Origin of the sequence: Sphingomonas sp. (genome assembly GCF_031380695.1) — a bacterium.
Taxonomy (GTDB): Bacteria; Pseudomonadota; Alphaproteobacteria; order Sphingomonadales; family Sphingomonadaceae; genus Sphingomicrobium.
In genome coordinates, this window is sequence record NZ_JANMWY010000067.1 from 1 (window position 1) to 15939 (window position 15939).

The window sequence follows — 15939 nt, forward strand, 5'->3', positions numbered from 1 at the left end:
CGATGACATATTCCTGCGCGAAGTCGCCTGGTGCCTGAAAACGCTGCGACAGCTCGTTGAAGAAGCTGGTGTCGAGGTAGATCTTCTTGTCGGTCGGGCAATAGAAGGGGCCCATCGCCGACTGCGCCGCACCACAGCCGGATTGATCGCTTCGCGAATAGGCGACCAGCGTCGTCGGCGTATATTGCTGGCCCTTCGCCGCGAATAATTTCGTCCAGACGTCTTCGGTCGACCCGAGGATTTTTACGACGAACGTTTTGGTCGTCGGATCAAGCGTCGACTGCCCGGCCGGGGCGCTGGCCTGCGGTGACGAGCCGCCGCCGAGCATTCCGCCGCCCCCACCAAGCGAGGTCAGCGCGCAATAGCCGAGCGCCAGGAAAATGATCCCGACGATCCCGAAGCGGCTGGCGACGAGTGAAAAGATCAACCCGAGCCCGCCCCCGCCAAAGCCGCCGCCACCGCCGAAGCCCGACCCACCGCGCCCGGTATCGTCCTGAAAATTGCCACTTTCGCGCTGGTCGTCGAGCCGCATCGGGATGTCCTCCTGTTGGCGCTTCAATGCGCGGGTCCTGTTGCGGTTGCAAAACAATCTTGTCGGCAAGGGTTGGAGTGGGCCGACGGCAGCCCTAAGCCCGCGCCATGGCCGACGCTCCCCCGTCCCGCAGACGACGCCGCGACTGTGCCGTGCTGCCGCTGCCCGACACGGTTGCGCTGGTGCTGCAAGGCGGCGGTGCGCTCGGCAGCTACCAGGCGGGCGTGATCGAGGGCCTGGAGGCCAACGACATCGAGATCGACTGGGTCGCGGGCATTTCGATCGGCGCGATCAACGCCGCGCTGATCGCCGGCAATCCGCCCGAAACGCGGCTCGCGGCGCTCCACGCCTTCTGGGACAAGCTCGGCTCGTCGCTGCCCAGTTTCCCGCTGTTCGGATCGACCCAGGAACGCGAGTTTGTCCATGAATGGTCGGCCGGGTTCGTCGCGCTCACGGGCGTGCCGGGCTTTTTCACCCCGCGCCTGGTCCAGCCGCAGTTCGCCACCCCCGGCACGCCCGGGGCGGTGAGCTATTACGACACGAGCCCGCTCGAGGCGACGCTCGACGAGCTGGTCGACTGGAACCTCGTCAACGATGGTCCGGTGCGGCTGTCTGTCGGCGCGGTCGATATCGAGAGTGGCAATTTCCGTTTCTTCGACACGGCCAGGGACAGGATCGACGCGCGCCACATCATGGCCTCGGGCGCACTGCCGCCGGGGTTTGCACCGGTCGAGATCGAGGGCAGATATTGGTGGGATGGGGGGCTGGTGTCCAACACGCCGCTGACACATTTGCTCGAACATCAGGATGGCGAGATGCTGGTGTTCCAGATCGACCTGTTCCCGTCGAGCGCCGCACTGCCTAAGACGATCATGGACGTCATCGCGCGGGAGAAGGAAATCCGTTTCTCCAGCCGCACCCGCCAGGTGTCGCAGATGGCGATGCACGAGCGCGGCGAGCGGGAGGCGATCCGCGATTTGCTCGACCTGCTGCCGCCCAAGCTGCGCCACAGCCGCGAAGCGCGCACGCTGGCCAGGTTCGCCGCGGACAAGCCACTCAACCTGGTCCAGCTAATCTATCGCGCCAATGCCTGGGAAGGCGGATCGCGCGACTATGAATTCTCCGCCCGGACAATGCGCGAGCATTGGGCTGCTGGTCACTATGCGGTGACCCACGCCAAGGCCAATGCCGAGATCGTCGCCGAGAATATCGCCACCGGCAAGAGCGCCGCCTTCGACCTGGCGCTCAGCGCCGCGCCCGCACCACCTCCCAATTCCGCCACCATGAAGGAAGCAATATGATCCTCAAAGGCAAGAGTGCCATCGTTACCGGTTCGACCTCTGGCATCGGCCTGGCCATCGCCAAGGCGTTTGCCGCCGAGGGCGCGAGCGTGACCATCAACGGCTTTGGCGACGCCGCCGCGATCGAGACCGAGCGCGCCGCGCTGGAAGCCACGGCGGGTGCCACGGCCTATTACAGCAATGCCGACATGATGGACCCGGCGGCGATCGAGGCGATGGTCAAGGCGTGCAGCGACGCCACCGGCGGCCCCGACATCATCGTCAACAACGCCGGCATCCAGCATGTCGCGCCGATCGAGGATTTTCCACCCGACCAGTATGAGAAGATCATCAAGCTCAACTTGAGCGCCGCCTGGTATCTGACACGCGCCGTCGTGCCGATCATGCGCGCGAAGAAATGGGGTCGGATTCTGTCGACCGCCTCGGCCCACAGCCTCACGGCGAGTCCCAACAAGAGCGCTTATGTCATGGCCAAGCACGGCATTGCCGGATTGACCAAGACGATCGCGCTGGAAGTCGCGACGGCGGGGATCACGGTCAATTGCATTTCGCCCGGATACGTCTGGACGCCGCTGGTCGAAAACCAGATTCCCGACACGATGAAGGCGCGCGGCCTGACCCGCGAGCAGGTCATCAACGACGTGCTGCTCGACGCCCAGCCGACCAAGCAATTCGTCACGCCCGAAGAGGTCGCCGCGCTGGCGCTTTATTTGTGCCGCGACGAGGCGCGATCGATCACCGGCGCGAACCTGAGCATCGATGGCGGCTGGACGGCGCAATAAGCTCCGATTAACGCTCGCGCCATGCGCATATTGATCCCGATCGCCCTGCTGTCGCTGTCCGCCTGCGCGACTATGGAGCGACAGTTCGATCGCGAGGGGCGGCTGGTCGATAGCCCGGCGCGCGACTGGCGCTTGGTGGCGACCGCGAACGACCGGGTCCGGCTCCGCGAATGGCGGTCGGCGTTCGTCGGCGCGGTACGGGCGTCACGCAGTTCCGGGGAAGGCGCTAGGATCGATCGCGAAGGCGCGTTGCTCCATCCCGATGCCGCCCTGCCCGGCCCCGTCATCCCCAACGGCGATTACCGGTGCCGCACAATCAAGGTCGGGGCGAGATCGACCGGGATGCTCAACTTTGTCGCGTATCCGCAATTCACCTGCCGCATCCGGCCCGAGCGCGGGGTTCAGGGGCTGGCCAAGCTGAGCGGATCGCAACGCCCGGTCGGGCTGCTCTATCCGGCCGACGCGCTGCGGCTGGTATTCCTGGGTACGCTGATGCTGGGCGACGAGACGCGGGCACTCCAATATGGCGGCGACCCCGACCGCGACATGGCGGGCTATGTCGAGCGGATCGGCCCGCGCCGCTGGCGCCTGATCCTGCCGCGCCCGCGCTATGAATCGCAGATCGACGTGATCGAGCTGGTCCCGGCCGGCTGATTAGTCGCTGGCGCGGTCGAGGAGGTCGACCTGCGCGGGGGCAAGCGTTCACCTTATCTTTGTAAATTATCCCGACAGTAAGGGCATGTCGGTGCGCTTGACAGTTTTGCGGGACGGGCGGTGACGGCGGCTTGGTCCTATGGCCTCGCTGCGGTCTGCTTCGCGACGTTGTTCGTGTGGCGGTTGTGCAAGCCGGTCACCGACCTGCCGCAGCGGCTGCTGCTGGCGGCCTATGCCGCGACTTCGGTGTGGGCGGCCTTGTGCGCGGTCAACGGCGTGTCGACGCCGACGACGCTGATCGCGGGCACGTTCCGCAACCTGGCGTGGCTGGGCCTGCTGTATGCCCTGACCCGGCGAGCGATCGCCGACGACGTGGTCGATGGCGGCCTGCGGTTCGTGTTCGCCGCCGAAGCGCTCGTCATCGGGCTGCAGCTGGCGCTCAACATCTTCATGCTGGCGGGCGCGCCGATGCCCGACCTGATGGAGCGAATGACCGAGACGTCGCTCCTGTTGCGCATCGTCACGGCGTCGGGGGCGCTGATCATCATCCACAACATTTATGGCCAGGCATCGGTCGCCAGCCGGATGTCGATCCGCCTCGCGATGTTCGCGCTGACCCTGACCTGGGGTTATGATCTCAACCTGTTCACCTTCGCCTATCTGGGCTCGCCGTTTGCCGACCAGCTGTTCGTGTGGCGGGGGATCCTTGTCGCCGGGACGATGCCGCTGTTCGCGCTGGGCGGCGCGCGGAGCGATGGCTGGCGGATTCGCCTCTCGCACGCCGCGACCTTCCAGACTTTCTCGCTGCTGGTGATCGTCGCTTACCTCGGCGTGATGATGATGCTCGGTTCGGCGCTGCAGGACAGCGACCGCGACTGGCTGCGGATCGCGGCCGTGGGTGCGATTGTGCTGGTCAGCGGCGGTGCGATCATCATGCTGCCGTCGGCGCGATTGCGGGCGTGGGCCAAGGTCAAGCTGGCCAAGCATTTCTTCGAGCATCGCTATGATTATCGCGCCGAATGGCTGCGTTTCACCGGGACGATCGGCCGCAGCGGGCCGGAAGCGGCACCACTTGGCGAGCGGGTGATCAAGGCCTTTGGCGACATCCTGGAGGCGCCAGGCGGGATGCTTCTGGTCGCGGACGATCATGGCCTGATCGAAGTCGCGGCGAACTGGAACTGGCCGGGCAAGCCATTGACCGGCGGGACGATGAAGGGTGCTCCCGACTTTTGGCGCGCGGTGGAAAGCGAGGGGCGGATCGTCGACCTCGATGCACATCGCCACGGATCGGGCGCCAACCGCGACCAGCACATTGACGTGCCGGAGTGGATGAGCGGCGACGCCGCCGCGTGGCTGGCGGTGCCGCTGATCCACCACGAGCGACTGGTCGGCATCATCCTGCTCGCCGCGCCCGAATATCGCCGCGCGCTCGATTGGGAAGATTTCGACCTGCTGCGCACGGCCGGGCGGCAGGCGGCATCGTCGCTGGCTGAGGCGCATGGCCAGGAAGCGCTGCTCAACGCCCAGCGGTTCGAGGAATTCAACCGCCGCTTCGCCTTCATCCTGCACGATGTGAAGAACCTGGTCAGCCAATTGTCGCTGCTGTCGCGCAACGCCGAGCGGCACGCCGACAACCCCGAATTCCGCGCCGACATGGTCGCGACGCTGAAGAGTTCGGTCGGCAAGATGAACGACCTCCTCGCGCGGCTCGCGCCGCAGGGCGGGCAGCGCAGCGAGCGGTCCGAGCCGACTCCGTTGCGCGATCTCCTGTCCTCCGCGATAGCCGCCAAGCGCCGCGACCACGAGGTGCGATTGCTCGGCGATACCGGGCTGTGGGCGCTGGTCGATCCGCTCGGGCTGGAGCAGGCGGTTGGCCATTTGCTGCAGAACGCGATCGACGCCTCGCCGGGGCGCGAGCCGGTGCTGGTGCGGGTGGCGAGCGACGACAGCGGGATCGCCATTTCGATCACCGATCAGGGCGTCGGGATGGACAGCGACTTCATCCGCAACCGCCTGTTCCAGCCGTTCGCTTCGACCAAGGCCGACGGCTTTGGCGTGGGCGCGTTCGAGGCACGCTCGCTGATTGCCGGCATGGGCGGACGCCTGACCGTCACCAGCACGCCCGGCGCAGGCAGCAGCTTCACCATCCACCTCATCGCGGCAGATGCCGCCCCGCTTCGGAAGATCGCATGACCGAGAACGCCGAACTGCCCGTGCTGCTGATCGTCGAGGATGACGAGGGGCTCCAGCGCCAGTTGAAATGGGCCTATGAAGGCTATCGCGTGGTGATTGCCGGCGACCGACCGGCCGCGATCGAGATGCTGCGGGCACACGAGCCGGCGGTGGTGACGCTCGACCTCGGCCTGCCGCCCGATCCCGACGGGACGGCCGAGGGATTCGCCACGCTGCGCGAGATATTGGCGCTGAAGCCCGACACCAAGGTGATCGTCGCGTCGGGCCATGGCGCGCGGGAAAGCGCACTGACCGCGATCGCGCTGGGCGCCTATGATTTCTATCGCAAGCCGGTCGACATCGACGAGCTCGGGCTGATCGTCGCGCGGGCGTTCCACGTCCATGCACTGGAGCGCGAGAACCGGCTGATGGAGCAGCAGGGCAGCGGCGGCGGGGCGGTGCTCGGATCGATCCTCAGCGCCGCGCCGGAAATGCTCAAGGTCGCGCGGACGATCGAGCGGGTGGCGGGTGCCGATGTTTCGGTCATGCTGCTGGGCGCGAGCGGCACCGGCAAGGAATTGCTGGCGCGGGCGGTCCACGACAAGTCGCCGCGCGCGAAGGGCGAGTTCGTCGCGATTAACTGCGCCGCCATCCCCGAGAACCTGCTCGAAGCAGAGCTGTTCGGATACGAGCGCGGGGCGTTCACCGGGGCGGTCAAGACGACGCCGGGCAAGATCGAGCAGGCGCAGGGCGGGACATTGTTCCTCGACGAGGTCGGCGACATTCCGCTGCCCTTGCAGGTCAAGCTGCTGCGCTTCCTGCAGGAGCGGGTGATCGAGCGGATCGGCGGGCGCAGCGGGATCGCGGTCGATACGCGGATCGTCTGCGCGACCCACCAGGACCTCGACGCGATGCAGGCCGACGGGCGGTTCCGCGAGGATCTTTATTATCGCCTCGCCGAGATCGTGGTGAAGATCCCCAGTCTGGCCGAGCGACCGGGCGACGCGGTGCTGCTGGCGCGGCATTTCACGACGCGGTTCGCGCGCGAATTGAACCCCCGGGTCGGCGGGCTCGGCCCCGACGCATTGGCCGCGATCGATGCCTATCCGTGGCCGGGCAATGTCCGCGAGCTGGAGAATCGTCTGAAGCGCGCGGTGATCATGGCCGACGGCAAGATGGTCGGCGCGGCCGATCTCGACTTGCCCGGTGGCCCGGCGAGCGAGGAAGAGAGCAGTATCGCGATCAACCTGCGCGCCGCGCGCGAAGTCGCCGACCGCCGCGCGATCCGACAGGCGATGACCCGCACCGAGAATAATATCTCCGGCGCGGCCAAGCTGCTCGGCATCTCGCGCCCGACGCTCTACGACCTGCTCAAGCAATATCATCTGCAAACATAGGGTGGGTCTCGACCAACGACATTGCCCGGGCGAGCGGGGCGGTTAGGGTCTGGCCCCTGACCTTCAGGGAGCCCCCGTCATGAACCGTCGTCAATTTCTCGCCACCAGTGGCGCCGCCGCGCTTACCTCCTCCGCCAACGCATTCGCCGCGCCGGTCAAGCGGGCGATGGTCGGCGGAGCAGCGGCCGATGTGCGCCTCAATGCGCTGTTCGACCGGATTTTCGCCGACCAGGTCGCCCATTCGCCGACCTATGCGACCTTCCTCGGGCTCGACAAGGGGCCCAATGCCCGACTGAAGTCGATGCTCGATACGGAGCCCTACCAGGCAGCGCGGGCGGATGATCTGGCGCGCAACCGGCGCTATGTTTCCCAGTTGAAGATGGTGCCCGAGGCCGGCCTGTCGGCGGCGGCGAAACTCAATCGCGAGGTGGTGCTGTACGACATTGCGACCGATACGATCGCGCCGGCGCGGTTCGACCTCGACAGCGCGATCAGCCCCTACATCTGGAGCCAGCAGGACGGGGCCTATTTCAGCATCCCCGATTTCCTCGCCAACTCGCATACGATCAAGACCGGCGCCGATGCCGAATCCTATCTGTCGCGGCTCGGCCAGTTTTCGACGGTGATGGACAATGAGACAGCCGAGCAGAAGCGGCAGGCTGCGCGCGGCTATGTCGCGCCGGGGTGGTCGCTCGACCTGGTGTTGAAGCAGATGCAGACGTTGCGCAGCGAACCCGCGGCAACGAGCGGACTGGTCACCGCGCTGACCGAGCGAGCGGGCAAAGAGAAGCTCGCCGGTGACTGGCAGAAGCGGGCCGAGGCGATCGTCAGCGGGCGGGTCTATCCCGCGCTCGACCGGCAGATCGCGGCGGTACAGGAACTGCGGCGGACGACCCCGGCGGGCGATGGGGCATGGCGCCTGCCCCACGGCGACGAGATTTACGCGGCGGCGCTGGCCCAGGCGACGACGACCGACTTCACGCCCGACCAAGTCCATCAGCTCGGGCTGCAGCAGGTCGCCGAGATCAGCGCGCAGCTCGACACCATCCTGAAGGGCGCGGGATTCACGACGGGTACGGTCGGCGAGCGGCTGACCGCACTCAACACCTCGCCGGCGCAGCTCTATGCGAACGATGACGCCGGGCGCGCTGCACTGCTCGCCAGCCTCAACGCGGGGGTCGCGGCGATGACCGCCAAGCTGCCGCAGGCGTTCGCGACCGTACCGGGCCGCAGCCTCGAAATTCGCCGCGTGCCGCCGAACATTCAGGAGGGGGCACCCAACGGCTATTACCAGCCGGCGACGATCGATGGGTCGCGCCCGGCAATCTATTACATCAACCTGAAATCGACCGGGGATTGGCCGAAATACCAGCTGCCCGCGCTGACCTATCACGAAGGCGTGCCGGGGCATCATCTGCAGGGCGGGATCGCGCAGACATCGGGGTCGTTGCCGATGATCCGGCGCAACAGTTTCTATTCGGGTTATGGCGAAGGTTGGGCGCTCTATGCCGAGCAATTGGCCGACGAACTGGGCGGGTATAGCGGGATCGAGCGGGCCGGTTACCTGCAATCCTACCTGTTCCGCGCGGCGCGGCTGGTGGTCGATACCGGCCTCAATTCCAAGCAGTGGAGCCGCGAGAAAGCGGTCGATTACATGGTTGCGACGACCGGCTTCTCGCGCCCGCGAGTGCAGCGCGAAGTCGAGCGTTACTGCGCCTCGATCGGCCAGGCATGCAGCTACAAGATTGGCCACATCGCCTGGACCCGCGCGCGCGCCGAGGCGCAGGCCGCGCTGGGCGCGAAGTTCGACCTCAAGCAATTTCACGAGATATTGAAGGAAGGCGCGATGCCGCTGACAATCCTCGAGCGGCGGATCAAGGAGCGAACGGCGGCGCAGCTTCGCGGGTGAGCGGCCAACCCGGCCACAGTCGGAACCGACCGTGGCGGGAGCGATCGTCAATCGCCCAGTTTCGGTGCGGGGCCGACCGATTTGATGAACGCCCAGACATCGGCCGAGAAAGGTGGCTTCTGCTCGACCTGCCACTCAGGAATCTTGTCGTACATCTTGCCGACACCCTGCATCATCGCCGGGGTCGCAACGGCGGTAAACGGGGCGAGCAGCGCTTGCCACTCGTCGTAGAAGGCGCGGGCTTGATCCGACTTGGGATCCATCGGCAGCGCCGCCTCGATCCGGCCTGAGAGATCGTCCCACTTGGCGCTATACGCCGCGTGGTCGAAATCAGCAGGCATCTTAGGCATCGCCGCGGCGAAGTCGGCCTTGGCTTCGGGCCCGATATAGCGGTCGCTGACCGTCGACCAATTCTCATGTTCCATCATATTTTCTCCGAATTTGATCAGCGAACAAAGGGTCGCGGCATCGAGCGGTTCGCCACGGTCGATGCGGGACAGAGCGGTTTCGAGATGGCCCCGCGCCGCGGCGAGGTCGCGGGCCTGGGTGTCGATGACCTCAATCTGGGCGCGCAGCAGCTGGCCAAGGTCGATGCGGCGGCCGTCGAACAGTTGCTTGATCTGGGCGAGGCTAAGCCCGGCGCGCTTGAGAGTGAGCAATTGATGGACGCGGGCAAGTTCGCCGGTGCCGAACAAGCGGCGGCCAGAGTCGGTTCGGAGCGGCGCGATCAGCCCGCGCGCTTCGTAGAAACGCAGTGCGCGGCTGGTCAGGCCGGTGCGGCGGGCGACGGTCGCGATGTCCAGTGTCTCGATCATAAGAAGGGGTTTACAGGTTGACGTTGGGTCAACTTCAAGCCTTTTTTCGGGATTCGTGCGTTTGTCCAAAACGCTGTCCTTCTTCAGGGCAAGCGCTAAGGTAGGGAGGCCCGTCGACAAGCTCAGGGTGAACGGACTCGGGGGAATGACCATGAAGACCGCACTGCTGATCGTCGGAGTGTTCGCGTTGCTGATGGGGATATTGTGGATCGGGCAAGGCACCGGCTTGGTTCATTGGCCGGCGTCGAGCTTCATGCTCGACCAGCGGCCGTGGGCGACTCGCGGGGCGTTGCTGGCGGTGGTCGGTGTCGCGCTGATCATCTTCGCACGGCGGCGCTAGCGACGCGAATGTACCGAATGTTCATGGTACGGAGCTGATTTGCGGCCTGCCGAGGACATGAAGTTGACGCCGTGGCGCGCTTTCGCGGCAGTGTAAATTTTGTGCGGCAACGGCTGATTGCGGGGTTATCGGGGCGGTTCGGGCGACGGCCGAAGGTGATTCTGTTGTGACCGTCGCGATCAGGCCGTCCGCGCTAGTGAGAGACTGACGCTGCGGACGGCGTCCGGCCCGCGCTGAACGCGCCGTCACGGGTCGGAATAAAGGAAAGGATCGGCCGCATCGACGACCATGTGTCACATCGTCATCGAGTTTAAAAATTGTTTATCCGGCGAACGGCCCGGTGTCGGCCATTGTGGGTCGCTCGGAACGAGCGTCGCCCGAACCAAGACAGAGGCGCTGACGGAACGGATCGAGGCGATCCTCGCCAGCCAGAAAGCGGACCGGCTGCTTTTTGGACGGCGATGTGGTTGCCTCAATGTGGACGGTCAAACTGTGGCAGGCATAAGTCCGCTTTCAAGCCAAGCCGACAAAGCCGCCTCCGTTGCCAATATCAAACAGCAAAATCAGGAGCGGAAGCCAGATTAATCATCGTGCGTCCGGACTCACCGGGATCCGATTGATCATCAACGGGAGTGCCTGAACTTCCCCGTGGCAGAGAGGGAAGGTCCCGGTCAGATCCCTGCGTACCACTGATAGCCAGCGACATCCTCCCAATAGCCGCCCTTGCCGCCGTAGATGCCGGCGAGCGAGGCGACCGCCTCGACCCGCATGACATATTTGGCCTGCTTGTAGCCAAGCTGGCGCTCGACCCTGAGCCGCAGCGGCGCGCCGTGACCGACCGACAGCGGCTGCCCGTTCATGCCCCACGCCAGGATCGACTGCGGATGGAAAGCGTCGATCAGGTCGACCGACTCATAATAGGGTCTTCCACCGCTATCGTCGGCGCAATGGAACACGACAAAGCGCGCCGATGGCAAGATGCCGGCCTGCTTCAGCAGCAAATAGAGCGGTGCCCCGGTCCACTGCCCGATCGCACTCCATCCCTCGACACAGTCGTGGCGCGTGATCTGAGTGCGGTACGGGGCGGCACGCAGCTGGGCCAGCGACAGCTTTAGCGGGCGCGCCACCAGTCCGTCGACGATCAGTTGCCAGTCAGCAAACTTGCTCGCGACATGACCGGCATATTCGGTCCATCCCGGGTTGGTATTGCCATTCGTCCGGAATGTTGGCGACATTTGCGCGAGGGTGAACTCGGGCGCCAGCGCGGTGCGATCGACGATCGCGCGCTGCGCCGAATAGGTCGCCCCCTCGCCCAGCGCGAGCAGCTTGCGGACGTTGGGCGAGGCATTGATCTTGTCGCACCCGGCGACGAGCAACCCGCCCGCACCGATGACGAGGCCTCTCCGGCTGACTTCGAGCGTCATGCCGGCTCCTCCATGACGTCGGGTTGAGTTGCTGGGACGGGTTCGGACACCGGGTCGGGCGCGGGCCGATACCAGCCGCTGATCATCGAGCGGACCTCATTCACCGGTCCGGCCAGCACAACCATGATCAGATGGACCAGGATGAACGCCGCCAGCCCCATCGCGCAGATAAAGTGGATCGACCGCGCCGACTGTCGCCCGCCGAACAGGTCGAGCAGCCACGGCCAGCCCGCGTCCATCCCCGGCGACATCGTCAGCCCGGTCAGGATCACGCCCGGCAGAAGCACGAAGATCACTGAGACATAGGACAGCTTCTGGAGGATATTATAGCGCTTGGCTGCCTCCCCGGTCGGGAAGCGCAGCCGCGCATGCTGGCTGATATCGTGCCAGATATTCGACGGCTTCAAGTCCGCGCCAGTCGGTGCTAAATCGCGCTTGTGCCGCCCGATCAGCGTCCAGGCGAGGAACAGGATTCCCGGCACGACCAGTAGCCAGGCAAAAGCGAAGTGCCACTGCCGCGATCCGGCCAGGTCATAATGCGTCGGAATGGTGAACAGCGGATTGATCGCATAGCCGCGCCCGTTGGCCTGAACCCCGAAGATGCCCATGCCGGGCAGCGTCACCGGGCCGATCCGGATATGGCCCATCGTGATCTCGAGCCACGGATGATCGGCATTAGCCCCGAACGCCCCCCAATATAGCCGCGGGTGCGCGTTGAGGATCATCAGCCCGCTCATGAGCATGACGAACACCGACACGGCGTTGGTCCAGTGCCACAGGCGAGCCGGCAGCTGGTGGCGGTAGAAGGGCGGCGGGGCGTCAGCCATGATCGGCGATCTCCATGGCCGACTATCCCGCGAATGGCGGGTCGCGGCAATCCCTAGCTACGGTGGGCACACGTTTTTGGACGCCGGAGCACGCGGTCGGCAGCAGACAGGCTTGCGATGTTGCGATGCAGCAGAAAACCGCTAGCACCGTTGCTGGAACGCCGAAGGAGATAGGGTGTCATGATCGGACTGGCGGCGATGTTCCTGTTGACTGCACTGCTTTATGCGGCGGTCGGCTTTGGCGGCGGGTCGACTTATTCCGCGCTGCTGGTTCTTGCCAAGATCGACTTCCACCTCGTTCCGGTCATCGCCCTGCTGTGCAACCTGCTGGTGGTCAGCGTCGGCACCTGGCGCTTTGCCAAGGTGGGGCAGGTGCCGTGGCGGCGGGCATGGCCCCTATTCACCCTATCGGTGCCGTTGGCGTGGGTTGGCGGCCGCCTACCGGTGTCCGAGATCTGGTTCGTCGGCCTGCTCGCCGCCTCGCTCATCGTCGCCGGCGCGACGATGCTTTGGCGGCAGGCGCAACCGCTGCCCGACGACACCCGCATCGCGCCGTCATGGCGCGAGCCGGTCATTGGCGGCGTGCTCGGGCTGCTCGCCGGGATAGTCGGCATCGGCGGCGGCATTTTCCTCGCGCCGGTGCTTCACCTGATGCGCTGGGGCGGGGCAAAGGCCATCGCCGGCACCTGCGCGCTGTTCATCCTCGTCAATTCGCTCTCCGGTCTCGCCGGGCAACTGGCCAAGCCCGACGCCCTTGCCCGACTCGGGGCGATGGGTGGGCTGTGGCTGGTCTTCCCGGCGGTCGCCATCGGTGGCCTGGCGGGATCGCTGGTCGGATCGACCCGGCTCAAGCCGCGCCACGTCGCGATCCTCACCGCGATCCTGGTCCTCTATGTCGCCGGACAACTGGCGGTGCGCTTCGCTCACATGCTATCGGCGGGATCATGATCGATCCGTTCGGCCGCACTATCAACTATCTGCGCCTGTCGGTGACGGATCGTTGTGACCTTCGTTGTACCTACTGCATGCCCGAACGGATGCGCTTCCTGCCCAAGGCAGAGGTACTAAGTCTCGACGAACTCGACCGCGTCGCGTCGGCCTTCGTTCGCCTTGGCGTGCGCAAGTTGCGCCTGACCGGGGGCGAGCCGCTCGTCCGGCGCGATATGCTATATCTGGTCGAACGCCTCTCGCGCCACCTCGCCAGCGGCGTGCTCGACGAGTTGACGATGACCACCAACGGCCATCGCCTGGCCGAATTTGCCGCCCCCCTCGCTGCCGCCGGGGTGAAGCGAATCAACGTCTCGCTCGATCACCTCGAGCCCGCCACCTACGCCCGCATTACCCGCGGCGGAGACGTCGCGCGGGTCATCGTCGGCATCGACGCCGCGCTGGCGGCCGGGATCGCGATCAAGCTCAACGCGGTCGCCCTGCGCGACGACAATGCCGACCATCTCGTCACGCTGGCCGAATGGGCCCACGCGCGCGGCGCCGATCTGAGCGTCATCGAAGTCATGCCGCTGGGCAGCGTCGAGGCCGACCGCCGCGACCAGTATCTCCCGCTGACGGAAGTCCGCGCCCGCTTTGCCGAGCGCTGGACGCTGACCGACCTCGCCCGCTCGACCGGCGGACCAGCGCGATACGTGCGAACGAACGAGGGCGGGACGATCGGCTTCATCACCCCCCTGACGCATAATTTCTGCGGCGGCTGCAACCGCGTCCGGCTGACCTGCACCGGCCAGCTGTTCCTGTGCCTGGGCGACGACGCCGACGCCGACCTGCGCACGCCGCTCCGCGCTAACAGAGACGACCGGCTGCTCGACGCCGCGATCCTCGCCGCGATCGAACGCAAGCCCGAGCGCCACGCCTTCGACCATCGCGTCGCCAAGCCCGCCGTCGCCCGCCACATGTCGCACACCGGCGGCTGATGCGGCTGCTCTATTTCGGGCGGCTGGCGGAGGTCGCGGGATCGCGTGGCGGCGAGGTTGCGGTACCGGACGGGATCGCGACTGTGGCGGCCCTGCGTGACTGGATCGACAGGGAGCAGCCCGAACTTGGGGCGGCGCTCGCCGGTTCGACCGTCCGCGTAGTGATCGCCGATGCCTATGCCGCCGACGACCATCCGCTCGCGGGCGTGACCGAGATCGCCTTCATCCCGCCGGTGAGCGGCGGATGATCCACGTTACCGCCGAAGCCATTAACCCGGCCGCGCTGCTTGCCGCTTTCTCTGCGGCCAACCCCCATGCCGGGGCAATCGCTAGCTTCCTCGGCAAGGTCCGCGGCGACGGGGTCGAGGCACTCGACCTCGACCACCATCCGACCTTCACCGCCGCGATGATCGAACGGATCGCCGCCGACGCCCGCGCCCGCTTCGCCATCGCCGACTGCCTCATCGTCCACCGCGTTGGCCGCCTCCTTCCCGGCGCGCCGATCGTCCTCGTCGCCGCCGCCTCGTCACATCGTCGCGCGGCGTTCGACGCGGTCGATTATCTGATGGACAGGCTCAAGACTGAGGCACCGCTGTGGAAACGCGAAGTGCGCGCCGATGGCACCCAATGGATCGAGGCCCGGCCATCGGACCTTGCCGACCGCGCCCGCTGGGACGAAGGAGGCGATCATGCCGATCGATGACAGCCTCACCTTCGTTCCCGTCCGCATCGCGCTGCTCAGCGTCTCGGACAGCCGCACGCTCGCCACCGACACCTCCGGCAGCATCCTCGCCGACCGGATCGTCGCCGCCGGGCACGAGCTGGCCGACCGCCAAATCGTCCGCGACGACGTGTCCGCGATCCGCGCCGCGGTTCAGGCGTGGATCGACGACCCCCGCGTCGACGCGGTCGTCACCACCGGCGGCACCGGCCTGACCGGTCGCGATGTCACGCCCGAAGCGGTCACCCCGCTGTTCGACAAGGCGATCGACGGCTTCTCGGTCATCTTCCACCAGGTCAGCTTCCAGAGTGTCGGTCTCTCGACCCTGCAATCGCGCGCCTGCGCAGGCGTGGCGAAGGGCACCTTCATCTTCTGCCTGCCCGGGTCGAACGGCGCGGTGAAGGACGGCTGGGACAAGGTCATCGCGCTGCAGCTCGACGCGCGCCATACGCCGTGCAATCTGGTCGAACTCATGCCGCGCCTGCTCGAGCGATGAGCGACCTCACCCATTTCGACGAGGCTGGTCGGCCGCATATGGTCGACGTCTCAGCCAAGCCCTCGACCACGCGCGAAGCCACTGCACGCGGCCGCGTCCGCCTGTCGCCGGCCACCGTCGCGCTGGTCGCCGAGGGTCGGGTCGGCAAGGGCGACGTCATCGGCATCGCCGAGCTGGCCGGCATCATGGGCGCGAAGCAGACCAGCGCGCTGATCCCGCTGTGCCACCCGCTGTCGCTGAGCGCGGTCGAGGTCCGCGTCACCCTCGCCGACCCCGGCCTGCTGGTCGAGGCGACCGCGCGCACGACCGGCCCGACCGGGGTCGAAATGGAAGCGCTGACCGCCGTCGCCGCCGCCTGCCTGACGATCTACGACATGCTCAAGGCGGCCGAACGCGGGATCGTCATCGAAGCGATCGAGCTGATAGCGAAATCGGGCGGCCGTTCGGGCGACTGGCGTCGCGGCACCGGTTAAGGAGAAACGGCGCGAGAATTTGCGACGGCGACATGCCCATTTGATCCAGGATCAGGCGCTGTCGCGAACGACCAGCGTTGGCGACAAGACCGTGCTGTCAGCTTCTTCCCCACGCAGCAGCGCGAACAGCGAGCCGATCATCGCGTCGGTACCTGCCGCGAGGTCCTGCCG

At 66.2% G+C, this 15939-nt stretch carries 18 protein-coding genes; 14 read left to right on the plus strand and 4 right to left on the minus strand.

The window, feature by feature from the left end; translation table 11 throughout:
* A partial coding sequence (locus RMN84_RS02690; RefSeq protein ID WP_309610664.1) for a neutral zinc metallopeptidase occupies positions 1-559 on the minus strand: 559 nt, incomplete at its 3' end.
* A gap of 80 nt (positions 560-639) precedes the next feature.
* On the opposite strand from RMN84_RS02690, the gene RMN84_RS02695 reads away from it, so the two are divergent.
* The 6 genes from RMN84_RS02695 (at position 640) to RMN84_RS02720 (ending at position 8747) form a co-directional block, all read left to right on the plus strand.
* Positions 640-1833: a patatin-like phospholipase family protein gene (locus tag RMN84_RS02695; RefSeq protein ID WP_309610665.1), complete on the plus strand. Its 1194-nt coding sequence runs from the start codon at positions 640-642 to the stop codon at positions 1831-1833.
* Complete coding sequence (locus tag RMN84_RS02700; protein WP_309610666.1) at positions 1830-2615, plus strand: 3-hydroxybutyrate dehydrogenase; 786 nt, start codon at positions 1830-1832, stop codon at positions 2613-2615. The genes RMN84_RS02695 and RMN84_RS02700 overlap by 4 nt, the downstream gene beginning before the upstream one ends.
* Positions 2616-2636: 21 nt before the next feature.
* Positions 2637-3269 (plus strand): DUF4893 domain-containing protein, encoded by a 633-nt coding sequence (locus tag RMN84_RS02705; RefSeq protein ID WP_309610667.1) that lies wholly within the window; start codon positions 2637-2639, stop codon positions 3267-3269.
* A gap of 120 nt (positions 3270-3389) precedes the next feature.
* Positions 3390-5462 (plus strand): XrtA/PEP-CTERM system histidine kinase PrsK, encoded by a 2073-nt coding sequence (gene prsK / locus RMN84_RS02710; RefSeq protein WP_309610668.1) that lies wholly within the window; start codon positions 3390-3392, stop codon positions 5460-5462.
* On the plus strand, positions 5459-6838 hold the full coding sequence (prsR, locus tag RMN84_RS02715) for a PEP-CTERM-box response regulator transcription factor (RefSeq protein ID WP_309610669.1): 1380 nt from the start codon (positions 5459-5461) through the stop codon (positions 6836-6838). The genes prsK and prsR overlap by 4 nt, the downstream gene beginning before the upstream one ends.
* A 79-nt stretch (positions 6839-6917) precedes the next feature.
* Positions 6918-8747, plus strand: a complete 1830-nt coding sequence (locus RMN84_RS02720; RefSeq protein WP_309610670.1) for a DUF885 family protein — start codon at positions 6918-6920, stop codon at positions 8745-8747.
* A 47-nt stretch (positions 8748-8794) separates the two neighbouring features.
* Here the strand turns inward: RMN84_RS02720 and RMN84_RS02725 are convergent, their stop codons facing one another.
* A complete protein-coding gene (locus RMN84_RS02725; RefSeq protein ID WP_309610671.1) occupies positions 8795-9562 on the minus strand; it encodes a MerR family transcriptional regulator in 768 nt (255 codons plus the stop codon).
* A 145-nt stretch (positions 9563-9707) separates the two neighbouring features.
* On the opposite strand from RMN84_RS02725, the gene RMN84_RS02730 reads away from it, so the two are divergent.
* Positions 9708-9902, plus strand: coding sequence for a hypothetical protein (locus RMN84_RS02730; RefSeq protein ID WP_405051424.1), 195 nt, complete (start codon positions 9708-9710; stop codon positions 9900-9902).
* A gap of 288 nt (positions 9903-10190) precedes the next feature.
* The gene (locus tag RMN84_RS02735; RefSeq protein WP_309610672.1) at positions 10191-10487 is read left to right on the plus strand and encodes a hypothetical protein; all 297 of its coding nucleotides are present in this window, start codon (positions 10191-10193) and stop codon (positions 10485-10487) included.
* 86 nt (positions 10488-10573) lie between these two features.
* On the opposite strand, the gene RMN84_RS02740 is transcribed toward RMN84_RS02735, so the two are convergent.
* Positions 10574-11326: a molybdopterin-binding protein gene (locus RMN84_RS02740; RefSeq protein WP_309610673.1), complete on the minus strand. Its 753-nt coding sequence runs from the start codon at positions 11324-11326 to the stop codon at positions 10574-10576.
* Positions 11323-12153 (minus strand): cytochrome b/b6 domain-containing protein, encoded by an 831-nt coding sequence (locus tag RMN84_RS02745; RefSeq protein WP_309610674.1) that lies wholly within the window; start codon positions 12151-12153, stop codon positions 11323-11325. Before RMN84_RS02745 ends, RMN84_RS02740 begins: the two co-directional genes overlap by 4 nt.
* Positions 12154-12333: 180 nt before the next feature.
* On the opposite strand from RMN84_RS02745, the gene RMN84_RS02750 reads away from it, so the two are divergent.
* From RMN84_RS02750 to moaC, 6 genes are read left to right on the plus strand one after another with little or no spacing between them, the layout of a single operon-like run.
* Positions 12334-13101 (plus strand): sulfite exporter TauE/SafE family protein, encoded by a 768-nt coding sequence (locus RMN84_RS02750; RefSeq protein WP_309610675.1) that lies wholly within the window; start codon positions 12334-12336, stop codon positions 13099-13101.
* Positions 13098-14078, plus strand: a complete 981-nt coding sequence (gene moaA, locus RMN84_RS02755; RefSeq protein ID WP_309610676.1) for a GTP 3',8-cyclase MoaA — start codon at positions 13098-13100, stop codon at positions 14076-14078. Before RMN84_RS02750 ends, moaA begins: the two co-directional genes overlap by 4 nt.
* The gene (gene moaD / locus RMN84_RS02760; protein ID WP_309610677.1) at positions 14078-14326 is read left to right on the plus strand and encodes a molybdopterin converting factor subunit 1; all 249 of its coding nucleotides are present in this window, start codon (positions 14078-14080) and stop codon (positions 14324-14326) included. The genes moaA and moaD overlap by 1 nt, the downstream gene beginning before the upstream one ends.
* Positions 14323-14781, plus strand: coding sequence for a molybdenum cofactor biosynthesis protein MoaE (locus RMN84_RS02765; RefSeq protein WP_309610678.1), 459 nt, complete (start codon positions 14323-14325; stop codon positions 14779-14781). The genes moaD and RMN84_RS02765 overlap by 4 nt, the downstream gene beginning before the upstream one ends.
* Positions 14768-15295 (plus strand): molybdenum cofactor biosynthesis protein B, encoded by a 528-nt coding sequence (gene moaB / locus RMN84_RS02770; protein ID WP_309610679.1) that lies wholly within the window; start codon positions 14768-14770, stop codon positions 15293-15295. Before RMN84_RS02765 ends, moaB begins: the two co-directional genes overlap by 14 nt.
* Positions 15292-15768, plus strand: a complete 477-nt coding sequence (moaC, locus tag RMN84_RS02775; RefSeq protein WP_309610680.1) for a cyclic pyranopterin monophosphate synthase MoaC — start codon at positions 15292-15294, stop codon at positions 15766-15768. Before moaB ends, moaC begins: the two co-directional genes overlap by 4 nt.
* Positions 15769-15939 lie beyond the last annotated feature (171 nt).

Excerpts from the sequence above, each read along its gene's own strand:
- moaD (WP_309610677.1), top strand. The coding sequence starts at position 14,078 with ATGCGGCTGCTCTATTTCGGGCGGCTGGCGGAGGTCGCGGGATCGCGT.
- prsR (WP_309610669.1), top strand. The coding sequence starts at position 5,459 with ATGACCGAGAACGCCGAACTGCCCGTGCTGCTGATCGTCGAGGATGAC.
- RMN84_RS02740 (WP_309610673.1), bottom strand. The coding sequence starts at position 11,326 with ATGACGCTCGAAGTCAGCCGGAGAGGCCTCGTCATCGGTGCGGGCGGG.
- RMN84_RS02745 (WP_309610674.1), bottom strand. The coding sequence starts at position 12,153 with ATGGCTGACGCCCCGCCGCCCTTCTACCGCCACCAGCTGCCGGCTCGC.
- RMN84_RS02735 (WP_309610672.1), top strand. The coding sequence starts at position 10,191 with ATGTGTCACATCGTCATCGAGTTTAAAAATTGTTTATCCGGCGAACGG.
- RMN84_RS02720 (WP_309610670.1), top strand. The coding sequence starts at position 6,918 with ATGAACCGTCGTCAATTTCTCGCCACCAGTGGCGCCGCCGCGCTTACC.
- moaB (WP_309610679.1), top strand. The coding sequence starts at position 14,768 with ATGCCGATCGATGACAGCCTCACCTTCGTTCCCGTCCGCATCGCGCTG.
- RMN84_RS02750 (WP_309610675.1), top strand. The coding sequence starts at position 12,334 with ATGATCGGACTGGCGGCGATGTTCCTGTTGACTGCACTGCTTTATGCG.
- RMN84_RS02700 (WP_309610666.1), top strand. The coding sequence starts at position 1,830 with ATGATCCTCAAAGGCAAGAGTGCCATCGTTACCGGTTCGACCTCTGGC.
- RMN84_RS02725 (WP_309610671.1), bottom strand. The coding sequence starts at position 9,562 with ATGATCGAGACACTGGACATCGCGACCGTCGCCCGCCGCACCGGCCTG.
- moaC (WP_309610680.1), top strand. The coding sequence starts at position 15,292 with ATGAGCGACCTCACCCATTTCGACGAGGCTGGTCGGCCGCATATGGTC.
- RMN84_RS02730 (WP_405051424.1), top strand. The coding sequence starts at position 9,708 with ATGACCATGAAGACCGCACTGCTGATCGTCGGAGTGTTCGCGTTGCTG.
- RMN84_RS02695 (WP_309610665.1), top strand. The coding sequence starts at position 640 with ATGGCCGACGCTCCCCCGTCCCGCAGACGACGCCGCGACTGTGCCGTG.
- RMN84_RS02765 (WP_309610678.1), top strand. The coding sequence starts at position 14,323 with ATGATCCACGTTACCGCCGAAGCCATTAACCCGGCCGCGCTGCTTGCC.
- RMN84_RS02705 (WP_309610667.1), top strand. The coding sequence starts at position 2,637 with ATGCGCATATTGATCCCGATCGCCCTGCTGTCGCTGTCCGCCTGCGCG.
- moaA (WP_309610676.1), top strand. The coding sequence starts at position 13,098 with ATGATCGATCCGTTCGGCCGCACTATCAACTATCTGCGCCTGTCGGTG.